Origin of the sequence: Micromonospora sp. NPDC005252 (assembly GCF_042872475.1) — a bacterium.
Lineage (GTDB): Bacteria > Actinomycetota > Actinomycetes > Mycobacteriales > Micromonosporaceae > Micromonospora.
Genome location: NZ_JBIAKN010000001.1, coordinates 233,213 through 246,758 on the forward strand (window position 1 = coordinate 233,213; position 13,546 = coordinate 246,758).

General features: G+C 73.1%; 12 protein-coding genes and 1 pseudogene. 7 read left to right on the forward strand and 6 right to left on the reverse strand.

What is annotated here, in order from left to right; translation table 11 throughout:
- Positions 1–80: 80 nt before the first annotated feature.
- Positions 81–1,997: pseudogene (locus tag ACFYPH_RS01075) on the forward strand (NAD-binding protein); the annotation flags it as partial.
- Here ACFYPH_RS01075 and ACFYPH_RS01080 read toward each other — a convergent pair.
- The gene (locus tag ACFYPH_RS01080; RefSeq protein WP_387178017.1) at positions 1,932–3,170 is read right to left on the reverse strand and encodes an APC family permease; all 1,239 of its coding nucleotides are present in this window, start codon (positions 3,168–3,170) and stop codon (positions 1,932–1,934) included. The pseudogene ACFYPH_RS01075 and the gene ACFYPH_RS01080 overlap by 66 nt on opposite strands.
- Before the next feature lie 11 nt (positions 3,171–3,181).
- A complete protein-coding gene (locus tag ACFYPH_RS01085) occupies positions 3,182–3,919 on the reverse strand; it encodes a phosphatase PAP2 family protein (protein ID WP_387179299.1) in 738 nt (245 codons plus the stop codon).
- A gap of 120 nt (positions 3,920–4,039) precedes the next feature.
- Between ACFYPH_RS01085 and ACFYPH_RS01090 the strand changes: the two genes are divergently transcribed.
- Positions 4,040–5,263, forward strand: coding sequence for a DUF4032 domain-containing protein (locus ACFYPH_RS01090; RefSeq protein ID WP_007465906.1), 1,224 nt, complete (start codon positions 4,040–4,042; stop codon positions 5,261–5,263).
- Between the two features lie 88 nt (positions 5,264–5,351).
- On the opposite strand, the gene nagA is transcribed toward ACFYPH_RS01090, so the two are convergent.
- The 3 genes from nagA to ACFYPH_RS01105 form a co-directional block, all read right to left on the reverse strand.
- Positions 5,352–6,461 (reverse strand): N-acetylglucosamine-6-phosphate deacetylase, encoded by a 1,110-nt coding sequence (nagA, locus tag ACFYPH_RS01095; RefSeq protein WP_387178020.1) that lies wholly within the window; start codon positions 6,459–6,461, stop codon positions 5,352–5,354.
- Positions 6,458–7,447, reverse strand: a complete 990-nt coding sequence (locus ACFYPH_RS01100; protein WP_387178023.1) for an ROK family protein — start codon at positions 7,445–7,447, stop codon at positions 6,458–6,460. The genes nagA and ACFYPH_RS01100 overlap by 4 nt, the downstream gene beginning before the upstream one ends.
- A gap of 67 nt (positions 7,448–7,514) precedes the next feature.
- Positions 7,515–8,444 (reverse strand): sugar isomerase, encoded by a 930-nt coding sequence (locus tag ACFYPH_RS01105; protein WP_355135685.1) that lies wholly within the window; start codon positions 8,442–8,444, stop codon positions 7,515–7,517.
- 202 nt (positions 8,445–8,646) lie between these two features.
- On the opposite strand from ACFYPH_RS01105, the gene ACFYPH_RS01110 reads away from it, so the two are divergent.
- The 4 genes from ACFYPH_RS01110 (at position 8,647) to ACFYPH_RS01125 (ending at position 12,115) form a co-directional block, all read left to right on the forward strand.
- A complete protein-coding gene (locus ACFYPH_RS01110) occupies positions 8,647–9,432 on the forward strand; it encodes a DeoR/GlpR family DNA-binding transcription regulator (RefSeq protein ID WP_007465896.1) in 786 nt (261 codons plus the stop codon).
- A 120-nt stretch (positions 9,433–9,552) separates the two neighbouring features.
- Entirely contained in the window at positions 9,553–10,563 is a 1,011-nt protein-coding gene (locus tag ACFYPH_RS01115) for an ATP-binding cassette domain-containing protein (protein WP_387178028.1), read from the forward strand.
- A complete protein-coding gene (locus ACFYPH_RS01120) occupies positions 10,560–11,579 on the forward strand; it encodes an ABC transporter permease subunit (RefSeq protein ID WP_355064393.1) in 1,020 nt (339 codons plus the stop codon). Before ACFYPH_RS01115 ends, ACFYPH_RS01120 begins: the two co-directional genes overlap by 4 nt.
- Before the next feature lie 113 nt (positions 11,580–11,692).
- Entirely contained in the window at positions 11,693–12,115 is a 423-nt protein-coding gene (locus tag ACFYPH_RS01125) for a DUF3263 domain-containing protein (RefSeq protein WP_387178031.1), read from the forward strand.
- Between the two features lie 11 nt (positions 12,116–12,126).
- Here ACFYPH_RS01125 and ACFYPH_RS01130 read toward each other — a convergent pair whose 3' ends face one another.
- Positions 12,127–12,342, reverse strand: a complete 216-nt coding sequence (locus ACFYPH_RS01130) for a hypothetical protein (protein ID WP_234583345.1) — start codon at positions 12,340–12,342, stop codon at positions 12,127–12,129.
- A gap of 255 nt (positions 12,343–12,597) precedes the next feature.
- On the opposite strand from ACFYPH_RS01130, the gene ACFYPH_RS01135 reads away from it, so the two are divergent.
- Positions 12,598–13,443: a hypothetical protein gene (locus tag ACFYPH_RS01135; RefSeq protein ID WP_363939080.1), complete on the forward strand. Its 846-nt coding sequence runs from the start codon at positions 12,598–12,600 to the stop codon at positions 13,441–13,443.
- Positions 13,444–13,546 lie beyond the last annotated feature (103 nt).

The following is a 13,546-nucleotide window of genomic DNA, read 5'->3' on the forward strand; positions in this document are numbered from 1 at the left end:
CGACATGCCTGGTCGACATGCCTGCTCGGGATGATCCGGGCGGGGTCGCCCAGTGTGGTCGTGCTGGTTACGATCCGGGCATGGCGGAGCCGTGGCGGGACCGGGCGCGACGGGCGGTCGAGTGGAACTGGCGGCTACGCGCCGCCGGTGATCCGCGTCCGCACTACGTGATCTGCGGCCGGGACGCGCTCGCCTACTACGTGGCCCGTGCGATGGTCGAATCCGACCTCCCGGCCGGCGGCGTCCGGGTGACCGTCGTGGTGCCGGAGCGCTACCGCCGCAACGGGCCGGACGTGGCCGGGCTGCGTGGGGTCCGCGTGGTCCGCTCGGAGCGTCTGGACGTGGCGACCTTCGAGGCCGCCGGGCTGGCCGGGGCGACCGGCCTGGCCCTGCTGCACCAGGACGACGTCGGCAACCTGCACGCCGCGCTCTGCGCCCAGGCCGTCGACCAGCGGGTGCGCCAGGTGCTGCGGATGTTCAACGGCACCCTCGCCGATGGCGTACGCAAGCTGCTCAAGGCGCCCGTCGAGGTGCTCTCCGACGCCGAGATGGCCGCGCCGGCGTTCGTGGCCGCCGCGCTCGGCGAGGTCGACCCCAGCTCCTTCCAGCATCGGGACAAGACGCTGCGGGTGGCGCGGCGGGCCGACGTCCGGCCGCAGGACGTGGTGTGCGCGCTGGCTCGCCCCGACTCGGAGCAGGGCATGGAGCTGCTGCCGGCCGAGCAGGCCGGCGCCGACCTGGTGCTCGCCGAGGCGACCGGGCAGCCGCCGGGCACCGAGGTCGCCGCCCGGCGGCTGGTCCGGGCGCGGCGGCGTCGCCGCCCGGTCGCGGTGCTGCTGCGGGCCGTACGCGGCTTCGCCACCCGCAAGATCGGCATCGCGGTGATGCTGGTGCTCGCGGTCATCGTGGTGCTCGGTGCGCTGATCTCCCGGGCCGAGGACGTCTCCCCGCTGGAGGCGCTCTACCTGACGCTGGTCACCACGCTCAGCGGCGCCGACCCGGACACCGGCAAGGCGGCCGACGCGCAGATCATGCAGGTGGTGCTCAACCTGGCCGGGCTGGCGCTGATCCCGCTGATCACCGCGGTCGTCGTGGACGGCATCGTCAACGCCCGGCTGGCCCTGCACACCGGCCGGCTGCAACCGGCCCGCGCCGGGCACGTGGTGGTGATCGGCCTGGGCAACGTCGGCACCCGGGTGATGGCACAGCTCCGCGAGTACGACGTCGAGGTCGTGGCGATCGACAAGGATCCGGAGCCGCGCGGCGCGACCCTGGCCCGCCAGTTGGAGGTGCCGCTGGTCGTCGGCGACGCCGCCCTGCCCGAGACCCTGACCGCCGCGTCGGTGGCCGACTGCCAGGCGCTGGTGGTGGCGTCCACCGACGACGTCGCCAACCTGGAGGCGGCCCTGGCTGCGCGCGACCTCCGGGACGACCTGCGGGTGGTGCTGCGGCTCTTCGACGGTGACTTCGCCGAACGGGTGGAGGAGACCTTCGCACTCGGGGTGTCCCGATCGGTTTCCTACCTGGCCGCACCGGCCTTCATCGGCGCGCTCACCGAACGCGCGGTGATCACCACGATCCCGGTCGACAGGCACGCGCTGCCGGTTGCCGAGGTGCCGGTCGCCGCCGGCTCCGAGCTGGACGGTCGACCCCTGGACCTGGTCAACCGGGACGGGCAGGTCCGGCTGATCGCCCGGACCCCGGCCGGCGGCGCGAAGACGATCTGGTGGCGGGACCTCGACCCGCGACAGGTGATCTTCGCCGGTGACCGGCTCACCGTGGTCGCCCGCCGACGTGGCCTGGACTGGCTGACCACCCAGTGCGCCCCACCCGCCCGCACCGGTCCGGTTTCCCGGCCGACCGGGCCTGCGCCCGGCGGCGAGCCGATCCCGCCGTCGGCGACGAGGTCGGTGCCGCGCCCGGCGGACCCCTCAGCGACTCCGCTGCCGCAGGCCGTACCCGACGACGCCCGCGGCGAGCACGCCGAACCCGGTGAGGACGCTGCTGAGCGGCAGGTTGACCGCGAGCAGCAGGCAACCGACCAGCCCCAGCCCGGCGAGCACCTGCACCGGTAGCGTCCGCTCCCGATCCCGGCCCAGCGTGAGCGCCGCCGCGTTGGTGATCGCGTAGTAGACCAGCAACGTGCAGCTGGAGAAGCCGATCGCCTCGCGGACGTCACCGAGCAGCACCACCACGATCACCACGGCGGCGACGGCCAGCTCGGCGCGGTGCGGCACCTGGTGCACCGGGTGCACGGCGGCCAGCGCGCCGGGAAGGTCGCGGCGGCGGGCCATCGCGAGGGTGGTCCGGCCGACTCCAGCGACGAGGGACAGCAGCACCCCGACGACGGCGATCGTGGCCCCGGCGCGGACCACCCAGGCCAGGCCGGGCAGTCCGGCGGCGGTCACCACGTCGACCAGGGGCGCTGCCGAAGCGGCCAGCCGGTCGGCGCCGAGCACGCCGAGCGTGACCACGGCCAGCACCAGGTAGATCGCGAGCACCGCGCCGAGTGCCAGCGGCACCGCGCGGGGGATGGTCCGCTGCGGGTCGCGGACCTCCTCGCCGAGCGTGGCGATCCGCGCGTAGCCGGCGAAGGCGAAGAACAGCAGCCCGGCGGCGGTGAGCACACCCCGGGCGGAGCCGCCCGGGTCGCCGAGCCGGTCCAGGTGCACCGGCCCGCCCACCACGCCGACGACCGCGACCAGGGTCAGCACCACGAGCACCAGCCCGACGAGGGCCTTCGTGGCGGTGGCCGTCTTGCCGATGCCGCGCAGGTTCACAGCCGTCACCGCGAGCACCGCGCCGACCGCGACCAACCGCGCCTGCCCCGGCCACAGGTACGCCCCGATGGTCAACGCCATCGCCGCGCAGCTCGCCGTCTTGCCGACCACGAAACCCCAGCCGGCCACGAAGCCGGCCAACGGTCCGAGGCGTTCCCGGCCGTAGACGTAGGTGCCGCCGGATTCCGGGTAGCGGGCCGCCAGCCGGGCCGAGCTGGTCGCGTTGCAGAAGGCGACGAAGCCGGCCAGCACCAGCGCGGGCAGCAACCCGGAGCCGCCGGCCGCCGCCGCGGCCGGGCCGAAGACCACGAAGACGCCCGCGCCGAGCATCGAGCCCAACCCGATGACAACCGCATCGGGTACGCCGAGCCGCCGCGCCAGTTGATCCACGGACCGAAACCCTAGGGGTACGAGGTGAACGGCCGGTCCCATGTGCGTAGCCGGCCGGGGAGCGGCACATCGTCCCAGGGCACCCGGTGCAGCAGCCGGTCCAGGATCAGCCCCAGCAGCAGCCCGGCCACCGAGTCGGTCAGCCAGTGCCAGCCGAGATAGGTGGTGGTGGTGAGGACGACCAGCGGCGGCACGATGCGGATCACGGTGATCAGCCGGCCCGGCAGGTGCCGGCCGAAGCTGCGAGCCAGCGGGGCGAGTAGCAGCGCGATGACCCCGTACCAGACGATCGCGTTGGCGACGTGCCCCGACGGGTAGGACTGGGCGAATCGCACCGGCAGATCGTCGTGGAACAGCGGCAGGGTCTGCTCGGGCGGCAGGAACGGTTCCTTGACGCTGGCGCTCGGTGCGGCGCGCGCGGTCCACACCTTGAACGGGCCGATGGTCAGATAGGTCAGCACGAACGCGACCACCGGCGGCAGGATCGGCCGCACCGAGCGGAGCCGAACGGCCAGCAGCACGCCCAGCCCGGCGGCGATGAGAGTCAACGGGGTGCCCTGGCCGAGCAGGTTCAGCACCCGGGCCACCCAGTAGGCGACGGTCGGTCGGTGCGCGTCGGCCCAGTCGGCGACGGCCCGGTCCAGCCCGAAGAGCTGGTGGCCGACGAGGGCGACGGTCAACCCGACCAGCCCGGCCAGCAGCAGGGCGTCGAACCACCAACCGGCCGGGCGGACGGGCCGTAGCCGCAGGTCACGTCGTACCGCCGTGGGTTTGAGCACGCGACCACGCTACCGGGCCGACGCGAGGCCGGGGTGTTCGGCGCTGTGGGCCCAGCCACGATGTGAGGCGGATGCGGGGGGCGACCCGTCATGCTTGTGCCCGTGCGGATCACGTCTGCCCTCGTGGACCCGGCGCTGCTCGACCTGCCCTGGTCGACACCGCTGGAAGAGTGGCCTGCCCAGCACCTGGTGGCCCTCCCCCAGGGCATCTCCCGACACATCGTCCGCTTTGTCCGCCTGGGCGACTACGTCTACGCGTTCAAGGAGACCCGCGAGCGGATCGCCGAGCGGGAGTACGACCTGCTCCGGGCCCTGGAGCGCATCGACTTCCCGTCGGTCGAGGCGGTGGCGGTGGTCGCCGACCGGCAGACCGAGGACGGCGAGCCCCTCGAATCGGTGCTGATCACCCGGCACCTGCAGTTCTCGCTGCCGTACCGGGCGCTCTTCTCGCACACCCTGCGCCCGGAGACGATGAGCCGGCTGCTCGACGCGCTCGCCGCCCTGATCGTGCGGATGCACCTGACCGGCTTCTTCTGGGGCGACTGCTCGCTGTCCAACACGCTGTTCCGCCGCGACGCGGGCGCCTTCGCCGCCTACCTGGTCGACGCGGAGACGGGCGCCCTGCACACCTCGCTCTCCAACGGGCAGCGCGGCGAGGACCTGGAGATCGCCCGGGTGAACATCTTCGGTGAGGCGCTGGACCTGCAAGCCGCTGGCCTGCTGCACGAGTCCATCGACCCGGAGGTGGTCTGCGAGGAGGTCGTGCAGCGCTACGAGCGGCTCTGGCACGAGATCACCTACGAGCAGGCGGTCGAGCGGGAGGCCCGGCACGACATCGAGGGCCGCATCCGCCGGCTCAACGAGCTGGGCTTCGACGTGGCCGAGGTCGCCATGTCGACCATCGACGACGGGCGTTACCTGGTGCGACCGAAGGTGGTCGACGCCGGCTACCACACCCGGCGGCTGCTGCGGCTGACCGGTCTGGACGCCGAGGAGAACCAGGCCCGCAAGCTGCTCAACGACCTGGACGCGTACCGGGCGGAGAGCGACCTGACCGACGAGCAGCAGGCGGCGCACCGCTGGCTCACCGAGGTCTTCGAGCCGGTGGTCCGGGCCGTGCCCGCGAACCTGCGCCGCAAGCTGGAGCCGCAGGAGCTGTTCGCCCAGATCATCGAGCACAAGTGGCTGCTCTCCGAGCAGGCCGGCCGGGACGTCGGGATGGCACCCGCCGTGCAGTCGTACCTGGCCGACGTGCTGGTGCACCGCCCCGACGAGCAGGCCGTGCTCGGCGTCGACGTCCCCGCCCTGGGCTGACCCGGCCTCCGCTCGGCGGCGACCGCCGTGCTTGCCGCCGCCCGCCGCCGTCCGGTGCCGCCCGCCGCCGCCCGCCGGCCTCGGCGCTTCACTCCACCCAGGAGCCGCCGTGCAGCACCCGCACCACGTTGAGGTCGTCGTCGAGCACGACGAGGTCGGCGCGGAGGCCGACCTGGAGGGCGCCGACCCGGTCGCCCAGGCCGATGGCGCGGGCCGGGGTGGTGGCCACCATCCGGGCGGCGTCGGCCATCGGGATCCCGGCGTGCACCGCGTGCCGCAGCGCCGCGTCCATGGTCAGCGTGCTGCCGGCGATCGCGCCGTCGCGGGCGAGCCGGGCCACCCCGTCGGTCACCGTGACGGCCTGACCGCCCAACTCGTACTCACCGTCGGCCATCCCGGCGGCGGCCATGGCGTCGGTGATCAGCGCGACGCGGTCCGGGCCGGCGGTCGCGGTGGTGAAGGTCAGTATGCCGTCGTGCAGGTGCACCCCGTCGGCGACGAGTTCGCAGATCACGGTCGGCGCGTCGAGCAGGGCCACCACCGGGCCGGGCTCGCGGTGGTGCACGGGCCGCATGCCATTGAACAGGTGCGTACCCACGCTCGCGCCGGCCGCGATGGCGGCGCGGGTCTGCTCGTAGGTGGCGTCGGTGTGGCCCACGGCCGCTACCACGCGGTGGGTGGTGAGCAGCTTGATCGCCTCCAGCGCGCCGTCGCGTTCCGGGGCGAGGGTGACCATCCGGATCGCGCCTCGACCCAGCTCGATCAGCTCGGTCAGCTCGTCCGTGGACGGGTCGCGCAGATACTCCGGGTTCTGCGCGCCGCAACGGGCCGCGGAGAGGTAGGGGCCCTCGAAGTGGACGCCCGCCAGTACCCCCTCGTCGACCAGCGGCGCGAACGCCTCGGTGGCCGAGCGCATCACCGGAAAGGGCGCGCTGACCAGGCTGGCCAGCAGCGTGGTGGTGCCGTGCGCCAGGTGGAAGCCGGCCGCCGCGCGCGCCTGGTCGGCGTCCCCGGTGGTGAAGGTGTGCCCGCCGCCGCCGTGGGTGTGCATGTCGACGAAGCCCGGCAGGATCCAGTGCCCGTCGCGGACCGACGGATACTCGGCCACGGCCGTGATCCGATCGCCGTCCCACTCGACGCAGCCCTGCCGGATGACACCGGTCGGGGTCACCACTCGGCCGTTCACCCGTACGGTCATCGCTCCTCCTGATGGTCAAGGACGCGGGCGGCGTCCGTGTCCCGGACGCCCGCGGCGTCCAGCGCGAGCAGGGCGGCGCCGAGGCAGCCCGCCTCGTCGCCGAGGGCCGCCGCGACCACCCGCGGCTCTCGGTGGAAGGTCATCCGCTCGTGCAGCGCCGCCCGCAGCGGGCCGAGCAGCCCGTCGCCCGCCTGGGCCAGGCCACCGCCGAGCACGATCGTCGACACGTCGAACAGCGCCTGCCCGGTGGCGAGGCCGTCGGCGAGGGCCTCGACCGCCTCCTGCCAGACCTGGACGGCGAGGGGCTCACCGGCGGCCGCTCGCTCGGCCACGATGGCTGCCGTCACGGCGGCACCGGGTGTCCGCACCGCGCCGTCGCCGGCCAGCTCCGTGTAGCGGCGGCCGATCGCGGCCGCCGAGGCGATCGCCTCCAGGCAACCGGGTCGCCCGCAGCCGCAGCGCGGGCCGTCGGGACGGACCATGATGTGGCCGATCTCCCCGGCGGCGCCGTGCGCGCCGACGGCGGCCACGCCGTGGACGACGTGCGCGGCGGCGATGCCGGTGCCGATCGCCACGAAGAGCACGTGGTCGGCGTCGCGCCCGGCGCCGAGCCGGGCCTCGGCGAGACCACCGACGCGCACGTCGTGGCCGAGGGCGGTGGGCAGCCCGAGCCGCGTCACCGCCAGGTCCCGCAGCGGTACGTCCCGGAAGCCCACGTTCGCCGACCAGACCGCGACCCCGCGTGCCTCGTCCACCACTCCGGGGACGGCGATGCCGATCGCGACCGGGGTGAGGCCGTCGGCTCGGGCCTTGCCGATCAGCCCGTCGGCCACGTCGAGAATGGTGTCGATCACGGCGGCCGGGCCGCGCGCGGCGTCGGTGGGGTGCCGCTCGGTGCGTACGGCGACGCCGTCCGGCCGGACCAGGGCGCACTTCATGCCGGTGCCGCCGACGTCCAGCGCCACGACCACCCGGTCGTCGCTCACGGCACCGCTCACGGTGCAGGCTCGGTTCGCGACTGCGGGGCTCGCAACCCCGGCTCACTCCTCGCGCTCACGCCAGCACCACGGACCGGCTGAGGTGTCGGGGCGCGTCCGGGTCGAGGCCCCGGCTGGTCGCCAGCGCGACCGCGAAGCGCTGGGCCAGGATCAGGTCGGCCATCGGGTCCACCGGCGTACGACCGGCAGACCAACTGCCGAGCACCGTGCGCCAGCCGTGCGTACGGCTGTGCACGAAGGCCGCGCCGGTGGCGGCCACGTCCTCGGGCAGCCCGTCGGGCAGCTCGCCGAACGCCCAGACGAGCCGGCCGGGCGCGGCGATCGAGATGGGGCCGTGTCGGTAGTCCATCGCCGGGTACGCCTCGGCCCAGAAGGTGGCCGCCTCGCGGCACTTCAGGGCGGCCTCCTGGGCGAGGCCGACCGTCCAGCCCCGACCGAGGAAGGTGGCCTGCCCGATGGTGGCCGGGTCGATCGGCAGCGGGGAGCGCACCGCCACCTCGGCGTCGGCGGCGAGCGCGGTCACCGGGTCGCCGAGGTGCGCCCGGAGCAGGGCAAGCGCGGTCGTCGCGAAACGGGTCTGCACCACCGACCGCTCGTCGGCGAACGGCATGGTCACCGCGGCGGTGGCCAGGTCGACCGCCGGCGCGGCCGGGTCGCCGACGATGACGGTGGTGGGTGTACGCCCGCGCAGCGCGGCGAGCAGATCCAGCACCTCGGTGGTGGTGCCGGAGCGGGTGATCGCGATCAGCCGGTCGTAGTGGCGGCCGGCGGGGAACTCGGACGCCTGGAACGCGTCGGTCTCGCCCTGGCCGGCCTGCTCACGGCGGGCGGCGTACGCCATCGCCATGAACCACGACGTGCCGCAACCGACGACGGCGACCCGCTCGCCGGGGCGGGGAAGGTCGCCGCGCACGACGCGGGACAGCTCGGCGGCCTCCCGCCAGCAGTCGGGCTGGCTCGCGATCTCCGCGTCCACGTACGCCATGGGAAACTCCTCGCCGGGCCGACCTGTCTGCGCAATACGGCTCGTTACACCCGTATTTCGCGCGTTATTCTGCGCGAAGTGGGGCGGCCGTGGCAACCGACCGGCCGATCGCGCAGAACAGCCTTTTGCGCCAGGCTATTTTCGCGCACTAGTGTGCACGCAATCAATCACCGATCGTGCAGTCACTGGGAGGGCCCCCGAGGTGGACCGGTACGCCAGATGGAACGCCCTGCTGGAGATGCTGACCGACAACGGCCGGGTCAGCGTCGAGGCGGCCGCCGAGCGGCTGGACGTCTCCCAGGCCACCATCCGGCGCGACTTCGACCAGCTCGCCCAGCAGCAGATGATCACCAGGACCCGGGGCGGCGCGGTCGCCAACGGCGTCTCGTACGACCTGCCGCTGCGCTACAAGACGGCCAAGCACTCGGCCGAGAAGCAGCGGATCGGCGCCGCCGCCGCGGCGCTCGTCACGCCCGGCACCGTGGTCGGCCTGAACGGCGGCACCACCAGCACGGAGGTGGCCCGGGCCCTCGCCGTGCGGCCGGACCTGAACACCAGCGCCGAGGGTGCCCAGCTCACCGTGGTGACCAACGCGCTGAACATCGCCAACGAGCTGCTCGTGCGGTCGCGGATGAAGGTGGTGGTGGCCGGCGGGGTGGTGCGCCCGAAGTCGTTCGAGCTGGTCGGCCCGCTGGGCGGTGCGCTGCTGCGTGAGGTCACCCTGGATGTCGCGTTGCTCGGCGTGGACGCGATCGACCCGCAGCTCGGCGCCGCCGCCCACCACGAGGGTGAGGCGGCCATGAACAACCTGATGGTGGCCCGCGCGAAGCGGGTCGTGATAATCGCGGACTCGTCCAAGTTGGGCGGTCATGCCTTCGCCCGGATCTGCCCGGTCGAGCGGGTCGAGACGCTGGTGACCGACTCCGGGGCGGACCCGGAGGTGGTGGACGCCTTCCGGGCGGCCGGCGTGCAGGTCGTCTGCGCCTGATCGGTAACTCTCCGTCGATAAAACGCATCGATCGGCGTGTCGATGCATACCGGGTATTGCGCGGCGCTGCATACCGCGTATGGTGTCGGCTGTCACGCCCACCATCGGGGGAGGTGCAGCTTGCCAGCTGTCCTGGAGATCGAAGGTCTACGTAAGACGTACAAGAGTCGTCGACGCGGCACCCGCAACGCGCTCGACGGCTTCGACATGCGGGTCGACGCGGGGCAGGTGCACGGCTTCCTGGGCCCCAACGGGTCCGGCAAGACCACCACGCTGCGTACGCTGCTCGGCCTCATCCGGCCCGACGGCGGCCGGATGACGCTGCTCGGGCACGAGGTTCCCGCCGCGCTGCCCACCGTCGCCGGCCACGTCGGCGCCATCGTGGAGAGCCCGCAGTTCTTCCCGCATTTCTCGGCACGGGACACGCTGTCCCTGCTGGCCGGGGCCGGCGAGGTGCCCGCCACGCGGGTCGACGAGGTGCTTGAGCTGGTCGGGCTGCGCGACCGCGCGGGCGAGCGCGTCAAGACGTACTCGCTGGGCATGAAGCAGCGGCTCGCCGTCGCGTCCGCCCTGCTGAAGAACCCGACGCTGCTCATCCTCGACGAGCCGGCCAACGGCCTCGACCCGGGCGGCATCCGGGAGATGCGCACGCTGATGCGGACACTCGCCGAATCCGGGATGACCGTGCTGCTGTCCAGCCACATCCTCGGCGAGATCCAGCTGATCTGCGACTCGGTCACCATCATCTCGCTCGGCCGCCGGGTCGCCTTCGGCCCGGTCGACGAGGTGCTCGCCCAGCACTCGTCCGGCGCGGTCCGGGTCCGCCTGGAGGCGGTCAGCGACCTGCCGACGGCCGCCGAGGCCCTCACCCGGGCCGGGGTCAAGGTCGCCGGGAACCCGGACCACCTGATGCTGACCGGCGTCGACAAGCCGGCCACGGTGACCCGGCTGCTCGCCGAGCACAACCTGTACGTCAGCGAGCTGGCCCCGATCGCGGTCGACCTGGAGAGCGTCTTCCTCGAACTGACCGCCACCGCGCCGGTCCCCGGCCAGAACCGCCAGGTCGACGAGTCCATGAAGGTTGGTGGGACGGGTCAGCCCGGCGCCACCGCGGGAGGGTGGGGCGCGTGAGCCTCTTTCGGACGGAGCTGCGCCGGCTGGTCAAGCGGCGCTTCACCCGCTACATGACGCTGCTCGGCCTGCTGGTGCTGGCCGCGGTGGTGGTCGGTGTCTTCTTCACCAATCAGAAGATCGACGCCGGTCAGCTCGCCAAGGCCGAGCGTCAGGCCGACCAGCAGTACCAGGAGCAGATCCGCTGGAGCGAGCAGGAGCGGGTCAACTGCGAGCAGGCCAAGACGGCCGGCACGCCGAACGACGGCGGCCGCTACCCCGACGACTGCTCGATGATCACGCCGCCGTCGCGGGACCAGATCCAGGCGGAGTGGTTCCTGCCCTCGACGTTCAATTTCCGCAAGACGTTCGACGAGACGCTGGTCCCGTTCGCGGCGATCCTCGCCCTGGTCGGGTTCGTCGTCGGCGCCTCCTTCGTCGGCGCCGAGTGGAGCACCGGCGGCATGATGAACCTGCTGCTCTGGCGGCCGAAGCGGCTTACCGTACTGCTCACCAAGCTGGCCGCGCTGCTCACCGGCATCCTGGCGGTGACGCTGCCCGCCGCGGTGCTGTGGTTCGCCGGGTTCTGGGCGGTGGCCAGCTTCCGGGGCAGCACCGAGAAGATGACCTCGGGCGCCTGGCAGTCGTTCGCTCTGACCGGGGTACGCGGCGTGGCGCTGGTGCTGGTGCTCACCACCATCGGCTTCGCGCTGGCCTCGCTGGGCCGGCACACCGCGATGGCCCTCGGTGGTGTCGTGGCGCTCATGGTGGTCGGCCAGTTCGGCCTGGGCATCCTCCTGTCGATGGCCAGCGTGAAGTTCGCCGAGGCGTGGCTGCTGCCCACGTACGCGCTGGCCTGGATGACCAAGAAGGTGACACTGCAGGACTGGAACGCCTGCAACGCCACCTACTCCGGGGAGTGCAAGCCGGACACCATGGACATCACCTGGCAGCAGTCCTCCGTACTGTTCTCGATCGGGCTCGTGGTGATCCTCGGAGCGGCGCTCTGGACGATGCGTCGACGCGACATCTCCTGATCGACGCCAGGGAGTCAACGGCGCGGCCGGCCCCACCGTCGGGTGTTTCCGACGTGCGGAGCCGGCCGTGCCGGCTGCTGCGACAGTGGTCGGCCCTGGCTAGGCTGAACGTCATGCCCGCCGACGCCGCCCCGACCGCTCCCGAGCCGTCCGCCGACGCTCGTCCGGGCGCGACGGTCGGCGGTGTCGCGCCGAGCGTCCCGACCCCCCGGCCGGCGCCGCCCGTCGAGAGCACCGACGACGCCACGCCGGCCGACGCCGAACCGCCGGACGACGAGACGGCCGCCGCGCCGGCCGCGCCCCCGGCGGGCCTGACCACGCGGGAGCGGGCCATCCTCGCCTTCGAGCAGCAGTGGTGGCGGCACGCCGGCGCCAAGGAGCAGGCCGTCCGGGACACCTTCGGCGTCTCCTCGACCCGGTACTACCAACTGCTCAACGGGCTGCTGGACAATCCGGCGGCGCTCGCCGCCGACCCCGTGCTGATCGGCCGGCTCCGCCGGCTGCGTTCGTCGCGCGCCCGCAACCGCCGTCGCTGACCCGGCCGGCCCTACTTCTTCTCGTACCCCTGCAGGCCGTTGCCGATGGCGAAGAACGTCGGCGCCCACTCGCCGATGAAGATGCCCCACCGGTCCGCGCGTGCCACACCGGCCCGCTCCAGGTGCCTGGAGAGGAACCAGCTGGTGAACGACAGGCCGATGCTGGCGAAGCCGGCCATGTACATGTGTTCCGCCTTGAGCCCCGATTCGTGCAACCGCTTCAACATCTGCGATCCCCCTGTCGCGACGGACGACCCCGACTCGCGTTCCCACCTGCGGAAGCGCAACTCGAAGGCCAGACGTTGTCACGCTACCGCCGGGCCGCCGCCGGCGAACCGGGTTGCCGCGATACCGGATACGGCAGGAATGCAGCCGGGGCGGAGGGGTACGCGGGTTATCGTCCCGGTCGACGTCACGCGGGCCACGGGCCGATGGAGGGAGCAGGCTATGAGGGGTGCCATGCCGAGGCGGCCACGCCGGTGATGCGGGTACGCTCCGCGTCCGCGCCGGCCCCGGGCCGGTCGGTCAACGAGGACCTGGTCTTCCAGTTCGGCCCACTGGTCGGTGTCCTGGACGGCGCGACCGTGCCGGACGGCTTCGACACCGGCTGCGTCCATGGGCCGGAGTGGTACGTCCGACACCTGGCCGCCCGGCTCGGTGTGGCCGAGGCGGCCCGTCCGGCGGCCCGCCTGACGAGCAACCTGGCCGCGGCCATCCTCGCCGTGCGCGCCGATCACGGTGGGCAGTGCGACCTCGATCATCCGGGCACCCCGTCCAGCACCGTCTGCCTGCTGCGCGACTGCGGCGACCAGGTGGACTACCTGGTCCTCTGCGACAGCCCGTTGGTGCTGGACGTCGGCGGGCAGGTCAGCGTGGTGAACGACGATCGGCTGGACACGGCGATGGCCGACCTGCGGCAGACGGTCGCGACCGTGCCGGCCGGTGCGGCGGACCCGGTCACGCGGTTCCGGCACGCGGTGAGCGTCCAACGGGAGCGGATGAACCGCACCCACGGCTACTGGGTCGCTGCCGCCGACCCGGACGCGGCCTTCCACGCGGTGACCGGGACAGCGCTCCGGCAAGGCCCGGCGGCCCTGCGCCGGGCCGCGCTGCTCAGCGACGGCGCGTCCAGCGCGGTCGAGCAGTTCGGGCTGACCGACTGGGCGGGCCTGCTGGACCTGCTCAGCGTCGAGGGGCCGGCCGCGCTGCTGGTTCGGGTCCGGGACGCTGAGCGCGATCATCCCGACCGGCTGCGCCGGCACAAGCCCACCGACGACGCCTCGGTGGTGTTCTGCGAGTTCGGATCGGTCGGGCCGTCGGCCAGATGACGACGGAGCGTGAGGAGAAACACCCTGACCGCCCGACCGGCCGGTACCGGTAGCCGGACCGCCAGTGGATGTCCAATGGGGTGGACTTCGGCCGATGAGGCCG